This window comes from Castellaniella denitrificans (genome assembly GCF_042653765.1).
Lineage (GTDB): Bacteria > Pseudomonadota > Gammaproteobacteria > Burkholderiales > Burkholderiaceae_B > Castellaniella > Castellaniella denitrificans.
This window is the reverse complement of record NZ_JBHSEZ010000003.1, coordinates 56,483-82,252: the sequence shown is the minus strand read 5'-3', so window position 1 is coordinate 82,252 and position 25,770 is coordinate 56,483. Positions and strand designations below refer to the sequence as shown.

The following is a 25,770-nucleotide window of genomic DNA, read 5'->3' as shown; positions in this document are numbered from 1 at the left end:
CCCAGGCATGGGATGCCGGCTCTTTCCCCCCGTCCCTGTGTCCGCGCGGCTCCTAGGGACGATCCCGAGTCCCCGGGCGTCAAACAGCGGACTGTTTTAGTCATAGAATAGGCATAACGGATTGCTTGATCCGCTCCGATATGCAATGGAGGAAGCGTGATTTCCGAAGAGCTCGAAGTCAGCCTGCACATGGCGTTCGTCGAGGCCCGCGCCGCCCGACACGAATTCATCACCGTGGAGCACCTGCTGCTGTCCCTGCTGGACAATGCCTCGGCCGTCGAAGTCCTGCGCGCCTGCGCGGCGGACATCGAGCTGCTGCGTCAGGATTTGCGCAAGTTCATCGTCGAGAATACGCCGGTGTTCCCCGGCGAGGGCGATGTCGACACCCAGCCCACGCTGGGATTCCAGCGCGTGATCCAGCGCGCGATCATGCACGTGTCCTCCAACGGGTCCAGCAAGAACGCCGTGACCGGCGCCAACGTGCTGGTCGCCATGTATGGCGAAAAGGACTCGCACGCCGTGTATTTCCTCGTGCAGCAGGGCGTGTCCCGGCTGGACGTGGTCAACTACCTGTCCCATGGCATCACCAAGGTGTCCGACGATCCTCCCGCCGCGGACAATCCGCGCCTGGAGCCGCCCGCCGCCGACCCGAAGGCCGAGCAGCAGAAGTCTCCCCTGGAAACCTACGCCACCGACCTCAACGCCGAGGCCCTCAAGGGCCGGATCGATCCGCTGATCGGCCGCGAGGACGAGGTCGAGCGCGTCATCCAGGTGCTGTGCCGCCGGCGCAAGAACAACCCCCTGCTGGTGGGCGAGGCCGGGGTCGGCAAGACCGCCATCGCCGAGGGCCTGGCCTGGCGCATCACCCAGGGCGACGTGCCGGAAGTCCTGCACGAGACCCAGGTCTACGCGCTGGACATGGGCGCGCTGCTGGCGGGCACCAAGTACCGGGGCGATTTCGAGCAGCGCCTGAAGCTGGTCCTCAAGGCCCTGAAGGACAATCGCCACGCGGTGCTGTTCATCGACGAGATCCATACGCTGATCGGCGCGGGCTCCGCGTCGGGCGGCACGCTGGACGCCTCCAACCTGCTCAAGCCGGCGCTGTCCTCCGGATACTTGAAGTGCATCGGGGCGACCACCTACACCGAATACCGCGGCGTCTTCGAGAAGGACCACGCGCTGGCGCGGCGCTTCCAGAAGATCGACATCCCCGAGCCCACGGTGGCCCAGACCATCCAGATCCTGCGCGGCCTGAAGGCGCGCTTCGAGGCCCACCACCAGGTGCGCTATTCGGGGGCGGCGATCACGGCGGCGGCGGAACTGGCCGCGCGCCACATCAGCGACCGCTTCCTGCCGGACAAGGCCATCGACGTGATCGACGAGGCCGGCGCCGCCCAGCGCCTGCTGCCCAAGTCGCGCCAGAAGAAGCTCATCGGCCGCGCCGAGATCCAGTCCACCGTCGCGCGCATCGCCCGCATCCCGCCGCAGAACGTGTCCACGGACGACCGCAACAAGCTCGCCACGCTGGAACGGGACCTGAAGGCCGTGGTGTTCGGCCAGGATCAGGCCATTTCCGCGCTGGCCGCCTCGATCAAGATGGCGCGTTCGGGCCTGGGACGGCCCGACAAGCCCATCGGCTGCTTCCTGTTCTCCGGCCCGACCGGCGTGGGCAAGACCGAGGTCGCGCGCCAACTGGCCTTCGTCCTGGGAATCGAGCTGCTGCGCTTCGACATGTCCGAATACATGGAACGGCACACCGTGTCGCGCCTGATCGGCGCGCCGCCGGGCTACGTCGGCTTCGACCAGGGCGGCCTGCTGACCGAGGCCGTGAGCAAGCAGCCGCATTGCGTGCTGCTGCTCGACGAAATCGAAAAGGCGCATCCGGACGTCTACAACATCCTGCTGCAGGTCATGGACCACGGCACGCTGACCGACAACAACGGGCGCAAGGCCGATTTCCGCAACGTCATCCTGGTGATGACGACCAACGCGGGCGCCGACGCGCTGAACCGCAACACGATCGGCTTCGCCGCGCCGCAGCGCGCGGGCGACGAGATGGCCGAAATCAAGCGCCAGTTCACGCCCGAGTTCCGCAACCGGCTGGACGCGATCATCGGCTTCGCGCCGCTGCCGCGCGAGGTCATCCTCCAGGTCGTCGACAAGTTCCTCATGCAGCTCGAGGACCAGCTCCACGACAAGCACGTCGAAGTCCTGTTCACGCAGGCGCTGCGCGACCATCTCGCGCGGGCCGGCTTCGATCCGGCCATGGGCGCGCGGCCCATGCAGCGCCTGATCCAGGACACCATCCGCCGGGCGCTGGCCGACGAGCTGCTGTTCGGCCGCCTGGTGCACGGCGGCCGGGTCGAGGTCGACGTGGATGCCCAGGAACAGGTCGTGCTGAACTTCCCCGAAGGCGGCGAGGGCGCGGGGATCGTGCCGGAGCCTTCCCGGCCCGAGCCCGAGCTCGTGGACTGATGCCGCGCGGGCCCCTGATCGCCTGCCCGTATTGCGACACGCTGCACGTCCGGCTCGATCCGGGCGCGCGCGGCAGGGCCGAATGCCGCTGCTGCGGCACGGTGCTGTACCGGCGCGGCTGGTTGTCCCTGGATCAGTGGGTGGCGCTGGCCTGGGCCTGCCTGGCCGTGTTCGCCATCGCCCAGTGGTTTCCCATCGTCCGGCTGTCGATCCAGGGCCATGAACTCAGCCTGACCTACTGGCAGGCCTTGCGCCTGTGCTGGGATCGCGGCTATTACGGGGTCTCGGTGATGACCGGGCTGGCCGGGTTCTGGTTCCCGCTGCTCCAGATCTCGCTGACGCTGTGGGTGATGCAGGCGATCGCGGCGCGGCGCCTGCCGCCCGACCTGGGGCGCACGCTGCGGCTGCTGGACCGGCTGGCGCCGTGGTCCATGGCGACGGTGCTGATCCTGGCCATCCTGGTGTCGGTCGTCAAGGTCGCCGGCCTGGCGCGCCTGCAGGTGGAGCCCGGCATGCTGGGCTTTCTCGCGCTCTGCTTCCTGCTGACCGGGCTGGGGCGCTGGGATGCGCACGCCCTGTGGCGCCAGGCGGAGGACGCGGGCATGGTGCCGCTGTCGGGCCGGGACGGGCGGGGCCGGGTGTGCGACGCCTGCGGCTGCGTCCAGGCCCCGCAGGCGTCCGGGCGCTGCCTGCGCTGCGGGGCGGCGCTGGGCCATGCCCGCCACGGCGACGCGGCGCAGGTCTGGGCCCTGCTGCTGGCGGCGGCCGTTTTCTACGTTCCGGCCAATCTCCTGCCGATCATGGAGGTCCGGACCGCGCTGGGCCGCAGCGACCACACCATCCTGGGCGGCGTGATCGAGCTCTGGCGCTACGGTTCCTGGGACCTGGCCGTCATCGTCTTCGTCGCCAGCGTGCTGGTGCCGGTGACCAAGCTGCTGGCCCTGGCCTTCCTGCTGCTGCGCGACCGGCCCCTGGGCGCGCAGGTCCAGCGGCAGCGCACGCGGCTGTATGCCGCGGTCGAATTCGTCGGACAGTGGTCCATGCTGGACGTCTTCGTCGTCGTCCTGATGGCGGCCATGGCCAATTTCCCGGGCCTGTCCCAGATCAGCGTCGGGCCCGCCGCCCTGAACTTCGGCGCCGTGGTCGTGCTCACCATGTGGGCGGCCATGCGCTATGATCCGCGTCGAGGCTGGGACGTCCTGCGGGGCGCCCGGCCGGCAAAGGAAAACCATGGACACTGAGGACCCGCCCGCCCGGAAGCCGGGCGATCCCGCCGATGCGGGGCTCCCCGCCGAAGGCGCACGTCCCGCCGGGGACGCGCGCCCCTCCGGGGATGCCGCCGAGCCCGTCATCCGTCCCGGCCGCTCCCTGCGCTGGTCCTGGGTCTGGCTGGTGCCCCTGCTGGCGCTGGCGGTGGGGCTGTCCCTGCTGGCCTCGGCCTGGGTGCGCAACGGTCCGGTGATCACCATCAGCTTCCTGTCGGCGGCCGGCGTCGAGGCCGGCCAGACCAAGCTGCGCTACCGCGACGTGGTGGTGGGCGACGTGTCGGACGTGCGCGTCGCCGGGGACCGCCAGCACGTGCTGGTGGACGTGCAGCTCAGGCGCGAGGGCTCGGAATACATCACGCAGAAGGACTCCAAGTTCTGGATCGTCCGTCCGCAGGTCAGCCTCGCGGGGGTCTCGGGGCTGGACACGCTGCTGTCGGGGGTCTACATCGACGTGGATGCGCCCATCACGCGGCCCAAGGGCGATCAGGTCCGCACCTTCGAGGGCCTGAGCAATCCGCCGGAAGTGCTCAGCGGCCAGGTCGGCACCCGCTTCGTGCTGCAGGCGGATTCGCTGGGCTCGCTGCGCGTGGGGTCCCGCATCCATTACCGTCGCATCGAGGTCGGCCGCGTCGTCAGCTACGACATGGCCCCCGACGGCCGCTCGGTCAACCTGCACGTATTCGTCGAGGCGCCCTATGACCGCTACGTGACGCCGGACACGCGCTTCTGGAACGACAGCGGCGTGGACCTGTCGGTGTCGACCGACGGCGTCCAGATGCGCACCAGCGGCCTGTCGGCGATCCTGAACGGCGGCATCGCCTTCGCCCAGGCGGACGAATCCAGCTCCTTCGACGGCGTCGTGGACAGCGCGCCGGCCGCCGCCGGCAGTACGTATCGCCTGTTCGGTACGCGCGACGAGGCCCTGGCCGATCCGGACGGCGATCCGGTGCCGATCGAACTGCGCTTCGACCAGTCGGTCCGCGGCCTGCGCGTCGGCGCCGACGTCGATTTCCGCGGCATGTCGATCGGCAAGGTGGTCGACATCGATCTCGAGTTCGACCGCGAGCGCCGGCGCTTCTATTCCCGGGTCCGGGCGCAGCTCTATCCGATGCGCTTCAGCGACGCCTACCGGCAGTTGAACGACGCGTCGGGCGGCCTCCAGGGCGAAGCCCTGCTGATTCCCCTGATCGAACGGGGCCTGCGGGCCCAACTGCGCACCGCCAGCCTGCTGACCGGCCAGCAGTACGTGGCCCTGGATTTCTTCCCCGGTGAGGCGCACGCGGCCCCGGAGATTCCCGGCGACCTCTCCAGCCACAAGGGATTCCTGGTGCCCACGGTGCGGGGCGACTTCGACCGGTTGCAGGGCCAGCTCGGCAATATCGTCGCCAAGCTGGACAAGGTGCCGATCGAGGACATCGGCCGCGACCTGCGCGGCAGCCTGGAGGCCCTGAACCGCCTGCTGCGGCGCCTGGACACCCAGGTGGCGCCCCAGGCGACCCGGGCCCTGTCCTCGGCCAGCGCCTCGCTGGACCGCGTCGGCGCGGTGCTGGCCCCCGACGCGCCTCTGCTGGGCGGGCTGAGGGATACCCTGGGCGAGCTGGACCGCGCCGCGCGCGCCCTGCGCCTGCTGTCCGAGACGCTGCAGGCCCGCCCCGACGCCCTGATCCGGGGGCGCGCCCCCGATGAGCTGCATTGACGAGGATCGCATCATGAAAAGGACGAACCTGGCCTGGGTGTGCGCGGCGGTCCTGCTGGCGGGCTGCGCGGCGGTGCCGCCGCGCTACTACAGCCTGGCGGCGCCCGCCGACGCCGCCGGCCGGCCGGCGGCCGGCGCCGCCGTCCAGGCGGCCGAGGGCGGCCTGCGCCTTTCGGTGGCGCGGATTCCGGCCGAGGCCGAGCGCCTCCAGCTGGTGGTGCGCGATCCGGCCCGGGATCCGGCGGTGCAGGTGTTGAACGATTCGCTGTGGGCGGCGCCGCTGGGCGACCAGATCCGCGACGCGCTGGCGGGGGAGGTCGGCCGCCGGCTGGGCGCCGCGGACCTGCGGCGCCTGCCGGACGCGGAATCCCGGCCCGCCCGGCGCATCGAAGTGCGGATCGACCGGTTCGACATGGTCTGGGGGCGCTTCGTGGCGCTGGACGCGGACTGGACGGACCGCGCGCCGGGCGCGGACCGCGCCCGCCTGTGCCGGGCCTCGGTGCGCCTGCCCGCCGCCGGGGGCGTGGCGTCGCTGGTGGAGGCCCAGCGGCGGGCGCTGGACCGCCTGGCGGCGCTGATCGCGGGCGAGGCCTCGGATCCCCGGGCCGATTTACAAGGGAAACCAGGCGTGTCAGAATTCGGTTGCACCTGATTGTATTTGGGGTTAACCATAATGGCGAGTTCAGGTGCAACCTTTTAGCATGGCGCCTGATGCGAGCTGGCTTCCCGGCCGGCGCTACCAACGTGGAATACCTCGAACATGGCAACTGTAACCTTGGGTGTAAAGGTCGATGAGGCGCTGCGCGAGCGCCTGCGGACCCTGGCGGATTCACTGGGCTGCACGCCGCACTGGCTGCACAAGCAGGCCCTGCTGAGCTACATCGAGGCCATCGAGCGCGGCCAGGTGCCCGCCGAGATCGACCGGCGTCCCGACGCGGAATCCGTGGAGGCTGTGGCGGAACCCGAAGCGCTGGCGCCGTTCCACGAGTTCGCCCAGGAAGTCCTGCCGCAGTCCGTGCTGCGCGCCGCCATCACCGCCGCCTACCGCCGGCCGGAGCCGGAATGCGTGGCCATGCTGGTGGACCAGGCCGAATCGCTGCAGCCCGTCCAGGTCGAGGCCCTGGCCCGCCGGCTGGTGCAGACCCTGCGCGACAAGCGCAAGGGGGGCGGGGTGGAAGGCCTGATCCAGGAATTCTCGCTGTCCAGCCAGGAAGGGGTCGCCCTGATGTGCCTGGCCGAGGCGCTGCTGCGCATTCCCGACCAGGCCACGCGCGACGCCCTGATCCGCGACAAGATCAGCCACGGCGACTGGCGCGCGCACGTGGGCGAATCCCGCTCGCTGTTCGTCAACGCGGCCACCTGGGGCCTGCTGGTCACCGGCAAGCTGGTCAGCGTCAACAGCGAACAGAACCTGTCCCAGGCCCTGACGCGCCTGATCGCCAAGGGCGGCGAGCCGCTGATCCGGCGCGGCGTGAACATGGCCATGCGCCTGATGGGCGAGCAGTTCGTCACCGGCCAGACGATCTCCTCGGCCCTGGCCAACAGCCGCAAGTTCGAGGACGTCGGCTTCCGCTATTCCTACGACATGCTGGGCGAGGCCGCCACGACGGCGGAGGACGCCGAGCGCTACTACCAGTCCTACGAGCAGGCCATCCACGCCATCGGCAAGGCCTCCCAGGGGCGCGGGATCTACGAAGGCCCCGGCATCTCCATCAAGCTGTCGGCGCTGCATCCGCGCTATTCGCGCGCCCAGCGCGACCGGGTCATGGAAGAACTGCTGCCGCGCATGGTCGAACTGGCCGCGCTGGCGCGCCGCTACGACATCGGCCTGAACATCGACGCGGAAGAGGCCGACCGCCTGGAATTGTCCCTGGACCTGCTGGAAGCCCTGTGCTTCGATGAACGCCTGCGGGGCTGGAACGGCATCGGCTTCGTCATCCAGGCCTACCAGAAGCGCGCGCCCTTCGTGATCGATTTCGTGATCGATCTGGCGCGCCGCAGCAAGCACCGCCTGATGGTCCGCCTGGTCAAGGGGGCCTACTGGGATTCCGAGATCAAGCGCGCCCAGGTCGACGGCCTGGAAGGCTACCCGGTCTACACGCGCAAGATCCACACCGACGTGTCCTACCTGGCCTGCGCGCGCAAGCTGCTGTCCGCCCCGGAAGCCGTCTTTCCCCAGTTCGCCACGCACAACGCCCAGACGCTGTCCTCCATCTACTACATGGCGGGCGAGAACTACTATCCCGGCCAGTACGAGTTCCAGTGCCTGCACGGCATGGGCGAACCGCTTTATGAAGAGGTCGTCGGCCCGGTGGCCAAGGGCCGCCTGAACCGCCCCTGCCGCGTCTACGCCCCCGTGGGCACGCACGAGACCCTGCTGGCCTACCTGGTGCGCCGCCTGCTGGAAAACGGCGCGAACACCTCCTTCGTCAACCAGATCGGCGACCGCGACCTGCCCATCGACGCCCTGGTGGCCGATCCGGTCCGCAAGGCCCGCGCCGTCCAGCCCCTGGGGGCGCCGCACGACCGCATCCCCCTGCCGCGCGATCTGTACCGGGCGCACGAGGACCGCGCCAACTCGGCCGGCCTGGATCTCAGCAACGAGCATCGCCTGGGCTCCCTGGCGGCCGCGCTGCTGGGCAGCGCCACCCAGGAATGGCGTGCCGCGCCTCCCGGCGAATGGCAGGACGAGCGCGCCCGTCCCGTCCTCAATCCGGCGGACCACCGCGACGTGGTCGGCCAGGTGATCGAAGCCGACGCGGCCGATGTCCAGGCCGCCCTGGGACGCGCCGAGTACGCGGCGCCGATCTGGCAGGCCACGCCGCCCGCCGAGCGGGCGCAGTGCCTGCGGCACGCCGCCCAATTGATGGAAGACGAGATGCAGTCGGCCATCGGCCTGATCGTGCGCGAGGCGGGCAAATCCTTCCCCAACGCCATCGCCGAAGTCCGCGAGGCGGTCGATTTCCTGCGCTACTACGCCGTCCGCATCGAGGAATCCTTCTCCAACGACAGCCACCGGCCGCTGGGCCCGGTGCTGTGCATCAGCCCCTGGAACTTCCCCCTGGCCATCTTCACCGGCCAGGTCGCGGCCGCCCTGGCCGCCGGCAACGTCGTGCTGGCCAAGCCGGCCGAGCAGACCGCGCTGATCGCCGCCTACGGCGTGTCGGTGCTGCATCGCGCCGGCATCCCGGCCGATGCGGTCCAGCTGCTGCCGGGCCGGGGCGAGACCGTCGGCGCGGCCCTGGTCGCCAGTCCGGCGGTGCGCGGCGTCATGTTCACCGGCTCGACCGAGGTCGCCCGGCTGATCGCCGCCACGCTGGCCGACCGGCTGGACGGCGCCGGCCACCCGATCCCCCTGATCGCCGAGACCGGCGGGCAGAACGCCCTGATCGTGGATTCCTCGGCACTGACCGAGCAGGTCGTCTACGACGTGCTCAGCTCGGCCTTCGATTCGGCGGGCCAGCGCTGTTCCGCGCTGCGCGTGCTGTGCGTCCAGGAAGATTGCGCCGACCGCACCCTGACGATGCTGCGCGGCGCCATGAACGAGTTGCGCGTGGGGCGTCCCGAACTGCTGTCCACCGACATCGGTCCGGTGATCGACGCCGAGGCCCAGGCCGTGATCGAGCGCCACGTCCAGGCCATGCGGGCGGCCGGCCATGCCGTCGACCGGCATCCGATGGACGGTGACCAGGTGCGCCACGGCACCTTCGTGGCGCCGACCCTGATCGAGATCTCCGACATCGCCGAGCTGGAGCGCGAAGTCTTCGGCCCGGTCCTGCACGTGCTGCGCTACCGCCGCCAGGATCTCGACGCGGTGATCGACGCCATCAACGGCCGGGGCTACGGCCTGACCTTCGGCGTCCATACCCGCCTGGACGAGACCGTGCGCCACGTCACCGACCGCATCCACGCGGGCAACATCTACGTGAACCGCAACATCGTCGGCGCGACCGTGGGCGTGCAGCCCTTCGGCGGCGAGGGCCTGTCGGGTACCGGTCCGAAGGCCGGCGGCCCCCTGTACCTGCACCGCCTGCTGGTCGACACGCCCAGTTCCCTGCCGGTCGAAGGGGTGGTGGGCAAGGGCGCCCGGCCGCTGACGCTGCCCGGACCCACTGGCGAGACCAACCAGTACCACCTGAAGCCGCGCGGCACGGTGCTGTGCCACGCGGCCAGCGCGGCCGGGGCGCAGGCGCAACTGGAGGCCTGCCACCGCACGGGCAACGACATGCTGTGGGTGGATCATCCCGAAGTGCGCGCCTTCCACGCGGCGCGCCCGGCGTCCGCCGGCATCCGCTGGGTGGCGCCGGACGCCGCCGTCACGGCCGACTTCCAGGCGGTCCTCTACGAGGGCGACAGCGACGGCCTGCAGACGCTGTCCCGCGCGGTCGCCGGCCGCCCCGGTCCGATCGTCCCGATCCTGGCCCGCCGCGCCGACGAACTCTCCGCCGGCAAGGCCTATCCCCTGGAAATGCTGGTCCGCGAAGTCTCGGTCTGCGTCAACACCGCCGCCGCCGGAGGCAACGCCAGCCTGATGATGGTAGGGTAATCAGGTATCGCCTGAAGAAAAAAGGGGGGCACCGACCGGTGCCCCCCTTTTTTGCGATCGGAGGATCGAACCGATCAATCCTGCCGGTCGGTCACTTCCACCAGGTGGTAGCCGAACTGGGTGCGGACCGGCCCCTGGACCACGCCCACCGGCGCGCTGAAGACGACCTCGTCGAATTCGCGCACCATCTGGCCGCGGCCGAAGGTGCCCAGGTTGCCGCCGTCGCGGCTGGACGGGCAGCTGGAATGCTCGCGGGCGACGGCCGCGAAATCGGCGCCGCCTTCGATGTCGGCCTTCAGCTTCAGGCACTGTTCTTCGGTATCGACCAGGATGTGGCGGGCGGAGGCTTGGGTCATGGGGATTTTTCCTGTGAAATTGAATCGATGGGGCTTGAGGAGCAAGCTCCATAGCTTAACCCGAACGGTTCATGACAAAAAAGGACGGCCCCGCGGGGCCGTCCGGTGATGCTTCGCTGGGGAGGACGCCGCCTCAATGCCCCAGATACGCGGCCTGGATCTCCGGCGAGGCCAGCAGCTCGCGCGAGGAGCCCTCGTGCGACAGCTTGCCCACTTCCAGTACGTAGCCGCGGTCGGCCAGCTTCAGCGCCATGCGGGCGTTCTGTTCCACGATGAGGATCGTGACGCCTGTGTCGCGCACCTCGCGCAGCACCTGGAAGATGTTGCGCACGATGATCGGGGCCAGGCCCAGGCTGGGCTCGTCCAGCAGCAGCAGGCGCGGCTTGGTCACCAGGGCGCGGCCGATGGCCAGCATTTGCTGCTCGCCGCCCGACAGCGTGCCGGCGAGCTGGTCGCGGCGTTCGCGCAGGCGCGGGAAGATCTTGTAGACGTGCTCGCAGCTTTCCTCGGTTTCGGCCGTCGGGCGCGTGAAGCCGCCCATGCGCAGGTTTTCCGCCACCGACAGGGTGCCGAACACGCGGCGGCCTTCGGGAGACTGGCCGATGCCCAGGCGCACGATGCGGTCGGCGCCCATGCGGGTGGTCTCATGCCCGGCGAAGGTGATCTTGCCCGACTGCGGGGTGATCAGGCCGCTGAGGGTGCGCATCAGCGTCGTCTTGCCGGCGCCGTTGGCGCCCAGGATGGCCACGACCTCCTTTTCCTGGACGCTCAGGGAAATGCCCTTGAGGGCCTGGATGTGACCGTAGCTGACGCGCAGGTCTTCGATCTGGAGCAGAGGAGCGGTCATGCGTTCACCTGGTCTTGTATGGCGTTCATCAGCGGATCGTCCTCGTCGTCGTCCTGGCCCAGGTAGGCCTCGATGACGAGCGGATTGCTGCGGATTTCGGCGGGCTTGCCCTCGGCGATCTTCTTGCCGAAGTTGATCACGACGATGTTGTCGGTGACGTTCATCACCACGCTCATGTCGTGTTCCACCAGGATCACGGTGATGCCGGCGTCGCGGATGGCGCGGATGGTGTCGTTCAGCGCGGCCGATTCCTGTTCGTTCAGACCGGCGGCCGGTTCGTCCAGGATGATGAGCTCGGGCTCGGCCACCAGCGTGCGGGCCATCTCGACGCGGCGCTGGGCGCCGTAGGGCAGGGACGTCGCGATCTCCTGGGCCACGTCGGCCAGGTCGAGCTGGCGCAGCACCGTCATGGCGCGTTCGACCAGTTCGCGTTCCTCGCGGCGTTGGGCGGGCGTGTTCAGCAGGCCCTGCCACCAGGACTGGCGCATGCGCAGGTGCTGGCCGGCGATCACGTTTTCCAGCACCGTCATGTCCTGGAACAGGCGGATGGTCTGGAAGGTGCGGCGGATGCCGGCCTCGGCGATGCGGTGCGGCGCGAGCCCCGTGATGTCGCGGCCGTGCCAGCGGATGTGGCCGTCGGTGGGCCGGTAGACCCCGGTGATCATGTTGAACACCGTGGTCTTGCCGGCGCCGTTGGGGCCGATCAGGCCGACGATCTCGCCGCGCCGGATCTTGAAGCTGAGGTCGTCGACCGCGCGCAGGCCGCCGAAGCTGATGCCGATGCCGTCGAGTTCGAGCAGGATGTCGGACCCGTCGCCGGACGGGCTGGAAACGGCGGTGTTCATCATATGATCCCCTTGCGGGCCGGCCAGATGCCCTGCGGACGCAGGATCATGACGAGGATCATCGCCACGCCGAAGGCCAGATAGCGGTATTGGGCGAATTCGGTGAAGATCTGCGGCACCACGAACATCATGGCGGTGCCGAGCAGCACGCCGGGCACGGAGGCCTGGCCGCCGACCAGCACGATGGCGAAGAGCACCACCGAATCGGTGAAACGGAACGAACCCGGGCTGACGGCCGACAGCTGCATGGCGAACAGCGTGCCGGCGAGCCCGGCAAGCCCCGCCGACAGCGCGAAGGCGGCGACCTTGTAGTTGCGGGCGTTGACCCCCAGGGTGCCGGCCGCCAGTTCGTCGTGCTTGATGTAGCGGAAGGTGCGCCCCAGCGAGGAGCGGTCCAGGTTGCCCATCAGCCACAGGACCACGGCCAGCACGACCCAGTTCAGGTAGAACAGGTCGCTTTGCGTGCCGAACATGTGGCCGAAGAGCGTCGGGCCGCTCACGCCGAACAGGCCGTCCGCGCCGCCGGTCAGGCCGAACAGGTTGTTCTGCATGGCCAGCACGAAGATGGCGTTGAAGCCGATCGTGACCACCAGCAGGTAGTCGCCGCGCAGCTTGACGATGGGCGCCGACAGGATGGCGCCCAGGGCCGCGGCCAGCACGATGGCCACCGGAATGGTCCAGAGGACGGGCCAGTTGAAGGACAGCGACAGGATCGCGCAGGTGTAGGCGCCGATGCCGAAGAAGACCGCGTGGCCCATGTCGTACATCCCGGCGCGCCCCAGCACGATGTCCTGGGACAGGGCGACGATGGAGTAGATGGCGAAGATGCCGCCGATGGTGATCCAGGCGGGCGAGAGCAGCTGCGGGATCAGCAGGCCCAGGATCCACAGCGCGGGACCGGCCAGGCGCAGCGCGCGGGCCTGGCCCGCGGGGGCGGCCGGAGAGGCTTGGTTCATGTGTTTGTCCATGGGATTACACCTTTTCCGCGACGCGTTCGCCCAGCAGGCCGGTGGGGCGCACCAGCAGGATGGCGATCAGCAGGGCGAAGGTGATGGCGTCCTGCCAGGAGCTGGAGACGTAGCCGGCGGCGAAGGCGTTGAACAGGCCCAGCACCAGCCCGCCCAGCATGGCGCCGGGGATGTTGCCGATGCCGCCGATGATGGCTGCGATGAAGGCGCTCAGGCCGTAGGACCAGCCCATGGTGAAGTAGGTCTGGCGGTAGTACAGGCCGATGAACAGGCCGCCCACCGCGCCCAGGACCGGGCCGATGATGAAGACCATGGCGATCACGCGGTTGACGTTGACCCCCATCAGGCGCGCGGCGTCCTGGTCGATGGCGGTGGCGCGGATGGCGGTGCCCACGCGGGTGTGGTGCACGAAGAAATACAGCGCGGCCATCAGCACGAAGGCGCCGACGATGATCAGCAGTTGGACGAAGCTGATGTGGGCTCCGCCGATTTCCCAGTTGATGTTGGGCAGGAGGTTGTTGGGGAAGACCTGGACGTTCGGGCTCCAGATCAGCATGATGCCGTTCTGGATCAGCATCGAGGCGCCCAGGGCGGACACCACGGCCGACAGGCGCGGGGCCTTGCGCAGGGGCTTGTAGGCGAACTGGTCGAGCAGGGTGCCGGCCACGGCCACCGCGATCATGGCGATCAGGAACGCCAGGATCAGCAGGACCGGCGTGGACAGGCCGCCGAAGACGCCGGAGGTGAGGGTGGTCAGGCCGATGAAGGCGCCCAGGATGCACAGGTCGCCGTGGGCGAAGTTGATCAGCTTGAGCACCCCGTAGACCATGGTGTAGCCCAGCGCGATCAGCGCGTAGATGCCGCCGACCGTCACCCCATTGATGAATTGCTGGAGGATAAAGTCCATCGATCGGTTTCCAGAGAGAGCCGCGTCGCGGCAGGCGCGTCGCCCGGGACCGGGCGCGGCGGAAAGGGCGGCGCCCGACCCGCGGGGGGCGCGGGCGCCGTCGGGCGGCGGGCTCAGTTCGTCGGGTAGACGGTCTTGTAGCTGCCGTCGGCCTGGACTTCGAAGGCCGACATCGGACTGCCGATGCGTTCGCCCTTGTCATCCCAGGTGAAGGGGCCGGTCAGGCCGGGGAAGGGTTGCTTCATGTCGTGCAGCCAGGGAATGAGCTTGGAAGTGTCCGCGCTCTTGGTTGCTTCGATGGCGGCGAAGACCGCGCGCAGGCCGTCGGCGTTGGTGAAGGTGTAGATGCTGGGAGGCGCCGAGCCGAAGGCCTGGGTGTAGTCGGCCAGGAACTTCTTGGCTTCCGGGTAGGGCAGGTTTTCCGGGGCGGGCACGTTGACGATGATGGCGCCCTGGGCCGCGTTGCCGGCGATCTTGGCGAAGGCCGCGTTCTGGTTGGCGTCGCCGCCGATGAAGACCGTGTTCATGCCGAGCTGCTTCATCTGGGCGCGGATCAGGCCGCCGTCGGTGTAGTAGCCCGAGAAGAACAGGACGTCCGGGTTCTTGGACTTCAGCTTGGTCAGCACGGCGCTGTAGTCCTGGGTGCCGGCGTTGATGAAGTCGTCGGCCACGAGGTTGCCCTTCTGGTCCTGGACCGCCTTCTTGACGCTCTGGGCCAGGCCGGTGGCGTAGCTGGAATGGTCGCTCAGCACCGCGATGCGCTGGTACTTCTTGACGTTGACCATGTAGTTGGCGGCGAAGACGGCTTCGTCGCTGTTGGGCGGCGCGTTGCGGAAGAAGGTCTTCCAGCCGCGCTGGGTCAGTTCGTCGCTGGTGCCGTCGGAAGTCTGGATGACGTTGGCGGCGGAGTAGATCGGGGCGGCGGCCAGGGCGGCGCCGCTGGTGTAAGTGCCGATCACCGCGATCACGCCGTCGTTCACCAGCTTGCGGCCGCAGATGGCGGCCTGCGAGGCCTTGCCTTCGTCGTCGCACACGATCACCTGGATCTGGCGGCCCAGCAGGCCGCCCGCCGCGTTCTGCTGCTTGACCAGCAGCTGGACGCCGTTCTGGATGCCCTGGCCCTCGGCGGCGTATTCGCCGGTGATGGGCGCCTGGACGCCGATCTTGATCGGGCCGTCGGCGGCGAGCGCCGTCCCGGCGCCGGTCGCCAGCAGGATCGCTGCGGTGAGGGTGGAAAGTTTGGTCAGCCTGCTCATGTCTGGATTCTCCTTTGTGACGGATCCAATCGCGGTGATGGGTCGGGTAGAGCGCGTGCGATGCGATCGGCCTCTTTCCGGGGGATGCCCTTGTCTCGATGGAAAGAGGACCTGGGCCTCTCGGGTCCCGCAGGCGATGGCGCCGGCAGGGCCTTGCGAGGGTTTTGGTTAACCCTGCCGATCAGGTAGAACCCCCCGGAGAGGGAAAAGGCGCAACCTGAAAGACGGGCGAAGTATAACCATCTGAAATCTGCAAGTGCAACCAGGGATATCGCCTAGATGAATGCCCGCGCGATTCCAGACCGTTCCGGTCATTTTGGACTGGCTACATAATATATTGATAATATTTTTTAGAAAAACTGGGATAAACCCTGACTGGACAGCGCCCCGGCATCCTGGAATATAAGACGCAACTTATTAAAAACAATGAAATATTGCCTTCCTGCCGGAAGGGCGGAGGATACCGCGCGGGCGAGCGCCGGAAATCGCGGATCGTAGGCCGCGGACGGTGCTCGGGATCGGATCGGACAGGCTCATCCGGTGGCGGATTGGTATAAACCCTGATCCAGGCCGGCCGCCGGGAGGGGGGCCGCAAGCCGCCCGGTCCATGGCGGCGCATGGCCGGCGCGCATGGCCGGCGTCCGGCTCAGTGCCGGCCGGTGCTGCCGAAGCCGCCTTCGCCGCGCTCGGTGACCGTGCCGAAGGCCTCGACCACGTGCAGGCCGACCTGCACGACCGGCTGGAACAGCAGTTGCGCGATGCGTTCGCCGGGCTGGATGTCGTAGGGCGTATCGCTGTCGTTGGTCAGCAGGACCTTGATCTCCCCGTGATAGTCGGCGTCGATGACGCCGATGCCCTGGGCGACGCGGATGCCGTGCTTCAGCGACAGGCCCGAGCGCGAGGCCACGATGGCCACCAGCCCGGGGTCCATCATGTTCAGGGCCAGGCCGGTGGGCACCGGCAGGCGTTCGCCGGGTGCCAGGGTCCGGGGCGCTTCCAGGCAGGCGCGCAGGTCCAGGGCGGCGGAGCCGCCCGTGGCGTAGTCGGGCAGGGGGATCGCGTCCGTGCCCAGCAGGGGGTTGACGATGCGGGCCTGGATGAGTCGTCGTTGCATGATGATGAAGGTCCGTGATGGAAGAGGCGGGGCGCGGCGCCGATGGGTCGCTCGCCCCGCTGGAGTTCAGCGGGGGGGCAGATGCTCGGCGATCCAGGCGACCAGTTGCCGGGCGGCCCGCAGCTTGGGCTGCCGCGCCAGGGGGTGGGCGCCCTCGTCGTCGAAGATCACCAGTTCGGCGTCCTCGGCGTCCATGGCGTCCTGGGCCAGGTTGCCGACGATGGCGGGGATGCCCTTGCGCGTGCGTTTGGCCTGGGCGTGTTCGGCCAGGCGGTCGGTCTCGGCGGCGAAGCCCAGGCACCAGGGGCCGCCGGGCAGGGCGGCGACCTCGGCCAGGATGTCGGGGTTTTGGACGAATTCCAGCTGCGGCGGCTGGCCGCCGGGCTGCTTCTTGAGCTTCAGGGACGAGGGATTGGCGATGCCCCAGTCGGCGACGGCCGCCACGGCGATGAACAGGTCGGCGTCGCCGGCCCGCGCCATCACGGCGGCGTGCATGTCGGCGGCGCTGCGCACGGCGACGCGTTCGACGCCGTCGGGGCAGGGCAGCGCGACGGGGCCTGACACCAGGGTCACGTCCGCGCCGGCCTCGGCCGCCGCCCGGGCCAGGGCGTAGCCCATGCGGCCGGACGAGCGGTTCGTGAGCACCCGCACCGGATCGATGGTCTCGCTGGTGGGGCCGGCCGTGAGCAGCACGCGGCGGCCCGCCAGCGTCTTGGGCTGGAAGAAGGCGATCAGGGCGCGCAGGATCCGGTCGGGTTCCATCATGCGGCCCGAGCCGGTCTCGCCGCAGGCCTGCGGGCCGGCGTCCGGGCCGATCAGCGCCACGCCGTCGGCGCGCAGCTGCGCCGCGTTGCGCTGGGTGGCCGGGTGGGTCCACATTTCATGGTTCATGGCCGGCGCGGCCAGCAGCGGCACGGCGCCGCGCGCCACGCACAGCGTGGTCAGCAGGTCGTCGGCCAGTCCGTGAGCGGCGCGCGCCAGGAAATCGGTGCTGGCCGGCGCCACCAGGACCGCGTCGGCGCCGCGCGTCAGGTTGATGTGCGCCATGCGGTTGTCCATGCGCGCGTCCCAGGCGTCCACCCAGACGGGACGGCCGGACAGGGCCTGCATCGTGGCCGGCGTGATGAAGCGGGTGGCGGCCTCGGTCATCACCACGTCCACCGTGGCGCCTTCGTCCTGCATGCGGCGCAGCAGTTCGGCCGACTTGTAGCAGGCGATGCCGCCCGTCAGCCCCAGGATGATGCGTTTGCCCGACAGGTCCATGGAGGGCCTCCTTCAGGATGGGCGCGCGCGGCGGGCGCGCAGGATTTCGTCCAGGATCAGCAGCGCGGCCCCGCAGGTGATGGCCACGTCGGCCAGGTTGAAGGCCGGGAAGTACCAGTCGCGCCAGTAGAACAGCAGGAAGTCGACGACGTGGCCGTGCAGCAGGCGGTCGATGGCGTTGCCCAGGGCGCCGCCCAGGATGCTCGCCAGGGCCGCGCACAGCAGGCGCTCCGTCGCGTGGGTATACAGCCAGCGCAGGATCAGGACGGCGGCGGCCGCGGCGATGCCGGTGAACAGCCAGCGCTGGGCGCCGCCGCCGTCGGCGAGAAAGCTGAAGGCCGCGCCGGTGTTGTGCAGCAGGGTCAGGTCGAAGACCGGCAGCACGGCGATGCGCTGCCCGTAGCCCAGCGCGCCCGAGATCCAGGCCTTGGTCGCCTGGTCCAGCAGCACCAGCGCCAGCGCCCAGGCCAGCCAGCCGGCGAGCGGCCGCAGGCGCGCCGCGCGCGGCACGGCCGGCGGCCCGCCCGGCCCGGCATCCGGGCCGAGGCCCGGATCAGGCATGGACGCGGGCCTCGCCATCGCCGTACAGGTTGTCCACGCAGCGGCCGCAGAGTTCCGGATGCGCGGGGTCCCGGCCGACGTCGGCGCGGTGGTGCCAGCAGCGGCCGCACTTCTCGTGCGTCGTGGCTTGCACCGTGATCCGCAGGTCGCCGTCGCCCGCCACGGCCCGGGCCGCGGAGGTGATGAAGACGAACTTCAGGTCGTCCTCCAGCGATCGCAGCAGGGCCAGGTCCTCGGCCTGGGCCGCGACGGTCACCTCGGCCTGCAGCGAGGCGCCGACCTTGCCTTCGGCGCGCACGGCCTCGATGTCCTTGTTGACCTGGTCGCGGATTTCGCGGATGCGCGTCCATTTGGCCCGCAGCGCCTCGTCGCCCTCGGGCAGGGTGGTGAACGTCTCCAGGAAGATGCTGTCGCCGCTGCCGAAGATCTTCCAGGCTTCCTCGGCCGTGAACGAGAGGAACGGGGCCATCCAGCGCAGCAGCGCGTGGGTGATCCGGTGCAGCGCGGTCTGGGCGCTGCGGCGCGCCAGGCTCTTTGGGGCCGTGGTGTAGAGGCGGTCCTTCAGCACGTCGAGGTAGAAGCCGCCCAGGTCCTCGGAGCAGAACAGCTGCAGCTTGGCGACCACGGGGTGGAATTCATAGACCTGGTAGTGGCCGAGGATCTCCTTTTGCAGCTGGGCCGCGCGCGCCAGGGCGTAGCGGTCGATCTCCAGCAGATCCTCGTAGGCCACGGCGTCCGTCGCCGCGTCGAAATCGCTGGTGTTGGCCAGCAGGAAGCGCAGCGTGTTGCGGATGCGGCGGTAGCTGTCCACCACGCGCGCCAGGATCTTGTCGTCGATGCCCAGGTCGCCCGAGTAGTCGGTCGACGCCACCCACAGGCGGATGATCTCGGCGCCCATCTTGCCGCTCACGTCCTGCGGCGCCACGGTGTTGCCCAGCGACTTGCTCATCTTCTTGCCCTGGCCGTCCACGGTGAAGCCGTGGGTGAGCAGCCCGCGGTAGGGCGCGCGGCCGAAGATGGCCGAAGCCAGCAGCAGCGAGCTGTGGAACCAGCCGCGGTGCTGGTCGTGGCCTTCGAGGTACAGGTCGGCCTCGGGGCCGCTGTCGTGGTGCATGGCCGGATGCGAACCGCGCATCACGTGCCAGAAGGTGGAGCCCGAGTCGAACCAGACTTCCAGGATGTCGGTGCTCTTGGTGTAGTGCCTGGCGTCCTCGGCGCCCAGGATGTCCTCGGCCGTCACGCGGCTCCAGGCTTCCACGCCGCCCTGTTCGATCATGTCGGCCGCCTGGTCGATGATCTCCATCGTGCGCGGGTGCAGCTCGCCCGTGTCCACGTGCAGGAAGAACGGGATGGGCACGCCCCAGCTGCGCTGGCGCGAGATGCACCAGTCGGGCCGTCCCGCGATCATGTCGCGCAGGCGGATCCTGCCGTTCTCGGGGTAGAAATCGGTCTGCTCGATGGCTTCGAGCGCGATCTGGCGCAGCGTCTTCGCGGGCTTCTGGGCCGGGTCGGTGAACACGCCCTCGCCCTCGTCCATGCGGATGAACCACTGCGCGGCGGCGCGGTAGATCACCGGCGTCTTGTGGCGCCAGCAGTGCGGGTAGCTGTGGGTGATGGTGGTGGTGTCCACCAGGCGGTCCGCGGCCTTCAGTGCGTCGAGGATCGCGGGTACGGCCTTCCAGATGTGCTGGCCGCCGAACAGCGGCAGGTCGTCCGCGTACACGCCGTGGCCCTGCACGGGATTGAGGATGTCCTCGTAGGCCAGGCCGTTGGCCGTGCAGGAGTTGAAGTCGTCCAGGCCGTAGGCGGGCGACGAGTGCACGATGCCGGTGCCGTCCTCGGCCGTGGCATAGTCGGCCAGGTACACGGGCGCGAGGCGGTCGTAGCCCTTGTCCACGTGCGCCAGCGGGTGCCTGAAGGGCATGTGTTCGAGCTTTTCGCCCTTGGCCGTGGCGACGACCCTGCCCTGCAGTTTCCAGCGTTCGAGGCACTTTTCGACCAGCGCCGAGGCGACGATGAGCAGGCCGCGTTCGGTGTCGACCAGGCTGTATTCGAGTTCCGGGTTGACGTTGAGCGCCTGGTTGGCGGGGATGGTCCAGGCCGTGGTCGTCCAGATGACGATGAAGGCTTCCTTGTCGAGCCTGTCCAGGCCGAAGGCGGCGGCCAGCCTGCCGGGATCGGCGGCCGGGAACATCACGTCCAGCGTCTGGCTTTTCTTGTCGGCGTACTCGATCTCGAACTCGGCCAGCGACGAGGCGCAGTCGAAGCACCAGTACACGGGCTTGAGGCCGCGATAGACGAAGCCGCGTTCCATGACCTTCTTCAAGGCGCGCAGTTCCAGCGCCTCGTTGGTGCGGTTCATGGTCTTGTAGGGATGGTCCCAGTCGCCCAGCACGCCCAGGCGCTTGAAGTCCGTCATCTGCTGCGCGATCTGCTCGGTGGCGAAGGCGCGGCTTTTGGCCTGCATCTCGTCGCGCGGCAGGTTGCGGCCGTGCAGCTTCTCGATGGCGTTCTCGATCGGCAGGCCGTGGCAGTCCCAGCCCGGCACGTACACCGCGTCGAATCCTTCGAGCTGGCGGCTCTTGACGATCATGTCCTTGAGGATCTTGTTGACCGCGTGGCCGATGTGGATCTTGCCGTTGGCGTAGGGCGGACCATCGTGCAGGATGAACAGGGGCGCACCCTGGCGGGCATCGCGCAGCCGCTTGTACAGGCCTTTTTCCTCCCACTCCTTGATCCAGCCCGGCTCGCGCTTGGGCAGGTCGCCGCGCATGGGAAAGGGGGATTCGGGCAGGTTCAGGGTGTCTCTATAGTCCATGGGAGGCAAAATAGTCGCGAGCGCCTTGCGCATCCTGGCGGATGGCGGCGGTCAGGGTGGTCAGGTCGGGAAAGGATTCCTCGTCGCGCAGGAACTCGAGGAATTCGACGCACACCAGTTTACCGTAGGCATCCACCCGCCGATCGAGGATGTGCGTCTCCAGCAACAGCGTGCCGTCGCGGGTGACCGTGGGGCGCACGCCCAGGCTGGCCACGCCCGGCAGGGGGCGTTCGTCCAGCCCGTGCACGCGCACCACGTAGATGCCGGAGCGCGCCGCGCAGGGTTCGGGCACGCGCAGGTTCAGGGTCGGGAAACCCAGGTCGCGGCCCAGCTTGCGGCCGTGGATGACGTGCCCGCCGATGCGGTAGGGGGCGCCCAGCAGTTCGCCGCTGCGTTCCAGGTTGCCCACCGCCAGCGCGGTGCGCAGCGCGGAACTGGAAATGCGCTGGCCCTGGTCGTCGGCGACGTCGGCCAGGGTCCGGACCTCGAAGCCGTGCTCGCGTCCCATGCGGCGCAGCAGGTCGATGTCGCCGCTGCGCTTGTGGCCATAGCGGAAGTCCTCGCCGACCAGCAGCCAGCGGGTGTTCAGGCCCCGCACCAGCAGGCGGCGGATGAAGTCCTCGGGGCCCATGTCGGCCAGGCGCTGGTCGAAGCGCTGGACCGCGATCTGCCGCATGCCGTGTTCGGCGAGCAGGGCGACCTTGTCGCGCAGGCTGCTGATCTGCGTGGGAATGAGTTCCGGACGCTGGCCCTTGCGGGCGAAGAAGGCGCGCGGGTGGGGCGCGAAGGTCATCACGGTGGGCACGAGCCCGAGCGCGCCGGCCCGTTCACGGACCTGGGCGAGGATGGCCTGGTGGCCCCGGTGCACGCCATCGAAATTGCCGATGGTCACGGCGCTGGGGGCCGTCGAATCGTGCCGGGGCAGGTGGCGGTAGAGGCGGAGTTCGGTATTCACAGGCGAGAGTTTACAATTTTACGTTTGCGCCCAGGATTCCCGCCGGGCCGTCATCACTCCTTTTTCACTGGAGACCTCGCGCATGCCGCATTCCCCCGACCGGCCGATCCGGGTGGCCATCCTGATTTCGGGCCGCGGCTCGAACATGCAGGCGCTGGCCGAGACCGCCGCGGCCGAAGGCCTGCCCGTCGATATATGTACCGTGCTGTCCAACCGCGCCGACGCGGCGGGGCTGGACTGGGCGCGCGCGCGCGGCCTGCCCGCCGAAGCCCTGTCCCACCGCGACTTCGACAGCCGCGAAGCCTTCGACGCCGCCTTGCGGACACGGCTGGACGCCCTGGCGCCCGACTACATCCTGCTGGCCGGCTTCATGCGGGTGCTGGGCGCCGATTTCGTGCGCCATTTCGACGGCCGCATCGTCAACATCCATCCTTCGCTGCTGCCGGCCTTCCCCGGTTTGCATACCCATGCCCAGGCCCTGGCCCAGGGCGTGCAATGGCATGGCTGCACCGTGCATTTCGTCACCCCGGTGCTCGACCACGGGCCGATCATCGCCCAGGGCGCCATTCCGGTGCTGGCCGGCGACACGCCCGACACCCTGGCGGCCCGGCTGCTGCCGGTCGAACACCAGGTCTACGCTCAGGCGCTGCGCTGGCTGGCACAGGGCCGCGTGCGGCTGCTGGAGGACGGCCGGGTCTCGGTCGCGGACGTTCCGCACCGCGCCTGGGCCGGCCCGGCGCTTTTCAACGAGGATCATCATGAGCAGGAATGACACGCGGGACGGATCCCGCTCCCGGCCGCGCGCCCGCGCGGCCGCCGGCGGCGGCCGCGACGCCCAGGCACCCCGGGGCAAGGACGCCGGACGCGGCCAGGCGGCGGGCCAGCCCGCGCGGCCCTACGTCATGGCGGCGGCGCGCATCGAGCAGGTGCGCCAGGTGCTGGGCGAGGTCCTGCAATGGAAATACCCGGCCGACGCCGTGCTGTCGCACTGGTTCCGCGCGCACGCCAACGCCGGGCTGCGCGACCGGGGCGAGATCGCCGAGGCGGTGTTCGACGTGCTGCGCCACCTGCGGCGCTACCGCCAGTTCGCCGAAATCGGCGCGGGCTCGGGCACGCGGCGCCTGGCGGTGCTGGGCCTGGCCTCCGTCTGGCCGCGCGAGACCCTGGACACCGGCCTGGACGAGCAGGAACGCGCCTGGCTGGACCACGTCCTGTCGCTGTCCGCCGCCGGCCTGCCCCGGGCGGTGCGCCACAGCATGCCGGATTGGCTGGACGAACGCCTGGCGGCCCTGCCGGATGCCGAATCCCTGCTGCGGGCCCTGAACGCGCCCGCGCCCCTGGACCTGCGGATCAATCCGCTCAAGGCCGAGCGCGAGGCCCTGCTGGCCGCCTGGGCCCAGGGCCCCGAGGCCCGCTGGGCGGCGCGGCCGACGCCGTATTCCCCCTGGGGCATCCGCATCCAGGGGCGCCCGCCCGTCAACCGCTGGGGCGCCTTCGAGCGCGGCGAGATCGAGGTCCAGGACGAGGGCAGCCAGCTGCTGGCGGCGCTGGTGGCGCCCCGGCGCGGCGAGATGGTCATCGACTACTGCGCCGGGGCGGGGGGCAAGACCCTGCTGCTGGGCGCGCTGATGCGCTCCACCGGCCGGCTGTACGCCTTCGACGTGTCGGCCGCCCGCCTGGCCCGGGCCAAGCCGCGCTTCGCGCGCAGCGGCCTGTCCAACATCGTGCCGGTGGCCATCGCGGAGCGCAACGACCAGCGCGTCAAGCGGCTGCGGGGCAAGGCCCACCGCGTGCTGGTGGACGCGCCGTGCAGCGGCCTGGGCACGCTGCGCCGCAATCCCGACCTGAAATGGCGCCAGCACCCCGAATCCCTGGCCCAGCTGTGCGAGACCCAGGCGGCGATCCTGCGCGACGCCGCCGCCTGCGTGATGCCGGGCGGGCGGCTGGTGTATGCCAGCTGCAGCATCCTGCCCGAGGAAAACGAGCGCCAGGTCGAAGCCTTCCTGGCCGGGCACCCGGAATTCTCCCTGCTGGACGCCGGCGCCATCCTGGCCGACCGGGGCATCGAGGTGGCACTGGACGGCCCCTTCCTGCGGCTGCGCCCCGACGTCCACGGCACCGACGGCTTCTTCGCCGCCGTGATGCAGCGCGCCAAGGCCGCTCGGCCGGCGGCGGACGGGGCGGATGCCGGCGCCGATACCGGCCAACCCGGCAGCGATCAGCCCGGCGACGCGGCGGCCGATGACGGCGCGCCGGCCGCGGGCGATGCCAGTGCCGGCGCGCCGGCCACGGATGCGCCCCAGGCCGCCGATGAAACCTGAGCGGCCGCGCCGCGCGGTTCAGTCCCCGGCCGCGTAGCGGTCGCGCAATTCGCGCTTGAGCAGCTTGCCCGACGCGTTGCGCGGCATGTCCTCGACGAAGAAGACCCGTTTCGGGACCTTGAAGGGCGCCAGTCGCGCGTGGACGTGGGCGATGAGCTCGTCCGCGCTGGCCTGGGCGTCCCGCTTCAGCGCGACCACCGCGGTGACGGCCTCGATCCAGCGCTCGTCGGGCAGTCCGATGACGGCGACTTCCGCCACCGCCGGGTGGGTGTAGAGGCATTCCTCGACTTCGCGGCTGGCCACCACGACGCCGCCGGTGTTGATGATGTCCTTGATGCGGTCGGTCACGTACAGATAACCGGCCTCGTCCATGTGGCCGACGTCCCCGGAATGGAACCAGCCGCCGGCGAACGCCGCGGCGGTTTCCTCGGGCTTGTTCCAGTAGCCGCTCATGAGCTGGGGCGAGCGGTGGACGATTTCACCCATCTCGCCGGCCGGCATGTCGCGCAGGTCGGCATCCACGATGCGGGTCTCGACGTTGAAGATGGGCCGTCCGGCCGAGGCGGGGCGTTCGGCATGGTCTTCGGGACGCAGCACCGTGGCCAGGGGCGCGATTTCGCTCTGGCCGTAGCAGTTGTACAGCCGCAGGTCCGGCAACCGCCGGGCCAGTTCCTGGAGCACCGGCACCGGCATGATCGAGGCGCCGTAGTAGCCCTTGCGCAGCGACGCGAGCCGCGCCGGATCGAAGCCGGGATGGCGCAGGAAGGCGATCCAGACCGTGGGCGGCGCGAAGAACGACGTCACCCGTTCGCGCGCGATCAGCTCGAAGCAGCGGTCGGGCTGCGGCGCCTGGATCAGCAGCGTCGTCGCGCCGACCAGCAGCTGGGGCATGAGGAACACGTGCATCTGGGCCGAGTGGTACAGCGGCAGGGCGGCCAGCGAACGGTCCTCGCCGCGGATGTCGGTTGCCAGGAGCGTGCTGGCGTATTCGGCCAGGAGCGCCCGGTGGCTCATCATGGCGCCCTTGGGCGCGGCCGTCGTGCCCGAGGTGTACAGCAGCTGGGCGATGGCTTCCTCGTCCAGCGCGATGTCCGGGGCGGCCTCCGGGCCGTCGCCCAGGGCCCAGGCCAGGACGTCGAGGTCGCGGCCGCCCGTCAGCGTGCCCAGCCAGGCGCAGTCCGGCGTGCCGCCAAGCGCCTGGATCGACTGGCCCAGGTCGGCGTCGTGGAACAGCGCCCGGGCGCCGGACTGCTCGATGATGTAGCGCAATTCCGCGTCCAGCAGCGCATAGTTGACCGGCACGTGGATCAGGCCCGACTTGACGCAGGCCAGCCACAGCAGGACGTAGGCGTCGGAGTTGCGTCCGTAGGCGGCCACCCGGTCCCCGGCCCGCAGCCCCAGGGCCAGCAGCCGGTGGGCGACGCGGTTGGCGCCCCGGTCCAGTTCCGCGTAGGTCCAGCTGCGCGGCTCGAACGCCAGGGCCGTGCCATCCGGGTTGCGGCGCACGGACCGCGCGAAGGCGTCGCCGATCAGGTTGCGGCCGCCGCGCCGGACGTCCGCCGGCCGGCCGAAAT

General features: G+C 69.7%; 19 protein-coding genes. 7 read left to right on the top strand and 12 right to left on the bottom strand.

Annotation, left to right across the window (positions count from 1 at the left end):
- The first annotated feature begins 156 nt into the window (after positions 1 to 156).
- The 5 genes from clpA (at position 157) to putA (ending at position 9,985) form a co-directional block, all read left to right on the top strand.
- On the top strand, positions 157 to 2,475 hold the full coding sequence (gene clpA / locus ACFO27_RS05850) for an ATP-dependent Clp protease ATP-binding subunit ClpA (RefSeq protein ID WP_376816491.1): 2,319 nt from the start codon (positions 157 to 159) through the stop codon (positions 2,473 to 2,475).
- On the top strand, positions 2,475 to 3,716 hold the full coding sequence (locus ACFO27_RS05845; RefSeq protein WP_376816490.1) for a paraquat-inducible protein A: 1,242 nt from the start codon (positions 2,475 to 2,477) through the stop codon (positions 3,714 to 3,716). The genes clpA and ACFO27_RS05845 overlap by 1 nt, the downstream gene beginning before the upstream one ends.
- Positions 3,706 to 5,439: a PqiB family protein gene (locus ACFO27_RS05840; RefSeq protein WP_376816489.1), complete on the top strand. Its 1,734-nt coding sequence runs from the start codon at positions 3,706 to 3,708 to the stop codon at positions 5,437 to 5,439. The genes ACFO27_RS05845 and ACFO27_RS05840 overlap by 11 nt, the downstream gene beginning before the upstream one ends.
- Before the next feature lie 13 nt (positions 5,440 to 5,452).
- The gene (locus ACFO27_RS05835; protein WP_376816488.1) at positions 5,453 to 6,091 is read left to right on the top strand and encodes a PqiC family protein; all 639 of its coding nucleotides are present in this window, start codon (positions 5,453 to 5,455) and stop codon (positions 6,089 to 6,091) included.
- 108 nt (positions 6,092 to 6,199) lie between these two features.
- On the top strand, positions 6,200 to 9,985 hold the full coding sequence (gene putA / locus ACFO27_RS05830; protein WP_376816487.1) for a trifunctional transcriptional regulator/proline dehydrogenase/L-glutamate gamma-semialdehyde dehydrogenase: 3,786 nt from the start codon (positions 6,200 to 6,202) through the stop codon (positions 9,983 to 9,985).
- Positions 9,986 to 10,059: 74 nt separating this feature from the next.
- Here putA and ACFO27_RS05825 read toward each other — a convergent pair whose 3' ends face one another.
- The 11 genes from ACFO27_RS05825 to ACFO27_RS05775 form a co-directional block, all read right to left on the bottom strand.
- Positions 10,060 to 10,341, bottom strand: coding sequence for a peptidylprolyl isomerase (locus ACFO27_RS05825; RefSeq protein WP_376816486.1), 282 nt, complete (start codon positions 10,339 to 10,341; stop codon positions 10,060 to 10,062).
- A 133-nt stretch (positions 10,342 to 10,474) separates the two neighbouring features.
- On the bottom strand, positions 10,475 to 11,188 hold the full coding sequence (locus ACFO27_RS05820) for an ABC transporter ATP-binding protein (RefSeq protein WP_376816485.1): 714 nt from the start codon (positions 11,186 to 11,188) through the stop codon (positions 10,475 to 10,477).
- The gene (locus ACFO27_RS05815) at positions 11,185 to 12,036 is read right to left on the bottom strand and encodes an ABC transporter ATP-binding protein (RefSeq protein ID WP_376816484.1); all 852 of its coding nucleotides are present in this window, start codon (positions 12,034 to 12,036) and stop codon (positions 11,185 to 11,187) included. The genes ACFO27_RS05820 and ACFO27_RS05815 overlap by 4 nt, the downstream gene beginning before the upstream one ends.
- Positions 12,033 to 12,989, bottom strand: coding sequence for a branched-chain amino acid ABC transporter permease (locus tag ACFO27_RS05810; RefSeq protein WP_376816483.1), 957 nt, complete (start codon positions 12,987 to 12,989; stop codon positions 12,033 to 12,035). The genes ACFO27_RS05815 and ACFO27_RS05810 overlap by 4 nt, the downstream gene beginning before the upstream one ends.
- 16 nt (positions 12,990 to 13,005) lie before the next feature.
- On the bottom strand, positions 13,006 to 13,908 hold the full coding sequence (locus ACFO27_RS05805) for a branched-chain amino acid ABC transporter permease (protein WP_376816482.1): 903 nt from the start codon (positions 13,906 to 13,908) through the stop codon (positions 13,006 to 13,008).
- Between the two features lie 113 nt (positions 13,909 to 14,021).
- Entirely contained in the window at positions 14,022 to 15,164 is a 1,143-nt protein-coding gene (locus tag ACFO27_RS05800; RefSeq protein ID WP_376816481.1) for a branched-chain amino acid ABC transporter substrate-binding protein, read from the bottom strand.
- A gap of 646 nt (positions 15,165 to 15,810) precedes the next feature.
- Positions 15,811 to 16,278 (bottom strand): dUTP diphosphatase, encoded by a 468-nt coding sequence (dut, locus tag ACFO27_RS05795; protein WP_376816480.1) that lies wholly within the window; start codon positions 16,276 to 16,278, stop codon positions 15,811 to 15,813.
- Positions 16,279 to 16,344: 66 nt separating this feature from the next.
- Positions 16,345 to 17,541, bottom strand: a complete 1,197-nt coding sequence (gene coaBC / locus ACFO27_RS05790; protein WP_376816479.1) for a bifunctional phosphopantothenoylcysteine decarboxylase/phosphopantothenate--cysteine ligase CoaBC — start codon at positions 17,539 to 17,541, stop codon at positions 16,345 to 16,347.
- Between the two features lie 12 nt (positions 17,542 to 17,553).
- Positions 17,554 to 18,102: a signal peptidase II gene (lspA, locus tag ACFO27_RS05785; RefSeq protein WP_376816478.1), complete on the bottom strand. Its 549-nt coding sequence runs from the start codon at positions 18,100 to 18,102 to the stop codon at positions 17,554 to 17,556.
- On the bottom strand, positions 18,095 to 20,953 hold the full coding sequence (gene ileS, locus ACFO27_RS05780) for an isoleucine--tRNA ligase (protein ID WP_376816477.1): 2,859 nt from the start codon (positions 20,951 to 20,953) through the stop codon (positions 18,095 to 18,097). The genes lspA and ileS overlap by 8 nt, the downstream gene beginning before the upstream one ends.
- Complete coding sequence (locus tag ACFO27_RS05775; protein ID WP_376816476.1) at positions 20,910 to 21,875, bottom strand: bifunctional riboflavin kinase/FAD synthetase; 966 nt, start codon at positions 21,873 to 21,875, stop codon at positions 20,910 to 20,912. The genes ileS and ACFO27_RS05775 overlap by 44 nt, the downstream gene beginning before the upstream one ends.
- Positions 21,876 to 21,957: 82 nt before the next feature.
- On the opposite strand from ACFO27_RS05775, the gene purN reads away from it, so the two are divergent.
- Positions 21,958 to 22,647, top strand: a complete 690-nt coding sequence (gene purN, locus ACFO27_RS05770; protein ID WP_376816475.1) for a phosphoribosylglycinamide formyltransferase — start codon at positions 21,958 to 21,960, stop codon at positions 22,645 to 22,647.
- Between the two features lie 163 nt (positions 22,648 to 22,810).
- The gene (locus ACFO27_RS05765) at positions 22,811 to 24,196 is read left to right on the top strand and encodes an RsmB/NOP family class I SAM-dependent RNA methyltransferase (protein WP_376816530.1); all 1,386 of its coding nucleotides are present in this window, start codon (positions 22,811 to 22,813) and stop codon (positions 24,194 to 24,196) included.
- Between the two features lie 18 nt (positions 24,197 to 24,214).
- Here ACFO27_RS05765 and ACFO27_RS05760 read toward each other — a convergent pair.
- The coding region (locus ACFO27_RS05760; protein WP_376816474.1) for an acyl-CoA synthetase at positions 24,215 to 25,770 on the bottom strand (1,556 nt) is incomplete at its 5' end.

Bases quoted from the DNA above. Each gene is read 5' to 3' on its own strand.
- ACFO27_RS05810 (WP_376816483.1), bottom strand. From the start codon at position 12,989: ATGAACCAAGCCTCTCCGGCCGCCCCCGCGGGCCAGGCCCGCGCGCTG.
- ACFO27_RS05845 (WP_376816490.1), top strand. From the start codon at position 2,475: ATGCCGCGCGGGCCCCTGATCGCCTGCCCGTATTGCGACACGCTGCAC.
- ACFO27_RS05825 (WP_376816486.1), bottom strand. From the start codon at position 10,341: ATGACCCAAGCCTCCGCCCGCCACATCCTGGTCGATACCGAAGAACAG.
- lspA (WP_376816478.1), bottom strand. From the start codon at position 18,102: ATGCCTGATCCGGGCCTCGGCCCGGATGCCGGGCCGGGCGGGCCGCCG.
- putA (WP_376816487.1), top strand. From the start codon at position 6,200: ATGGCAACTGTAACCTTGGGTGTAAAGGTCGATGAGGCGCTGCGCGAG.
- ileS (WP_376816477.1), bottom strand. From the start codon at position 20,953: ATGCGCAAGGCGCTCGCGACTATTTTGCCTCCCATGGACTATAGAGAC.
- ACFO27_RS05805 (WP_376816482.1), bottom strand. From the start codon at position 13,908: ATGGACTTTATCCTCCAGCAATTCATCAATGGGGTGACGGTCGGCGGC.
- dut (WP_376816480.1), bottom strand. From the start codon at position 16,278: ATGCAACGACGACTCATCCAGGCCCGCATCGTCAACCCCCTGCTGGGC.
- ACFO27_RS05835 (WP_376816488.1), top strand. From the start codon at position 5,453: ATGAAAAGGACGAACCTGGCCTGGGTGTGCGCGGCGGTCCTGCTGGCG.
- ACFO27_RS05820 (WP_376816485.1), bottom strand. From the start codon at position 11,188: ATGACCGCTCCTCTGCTCCAGATCGAAGACCTGCGCGTCAGCTACGGT.
- ACFO27_RS05800 (WP_376816481.1), bottom strand. From the start codon at position 15,164: ATGAGCAGGCTGACCAAACTTTCCACCCTCACCGCAGCGATCCTGCTG.
- ACFO27_RS05815 (WP_376816484.1), bottom strand. From the start codon at position 12,036: ATGATGAACACCGCCGTTTCCAGCCCGTCCGGCGACGGGTCCGACATC.
- ACFO27_RS05840 (WP_376816489.1), top strand. From the start codon at position 3,706: ATGGACACTGAGGACCCGCCCGCCCGGAAGCCGGGCGATCCCGCCGAT.
- purN (WP_376816475.1), top strand. From the start codon at position 21,958: ATGCCGCATTCCCCCGACCGGCCGATCCGGGTGGCCATCCTGATTTCG.
- coaBC (WP_376816479.1), bottom strand. From the start codon at position 17,541: ATGGACCTGTCGGGCAAACGCATCATCCTGGGGCTGACGGGCGGCATC.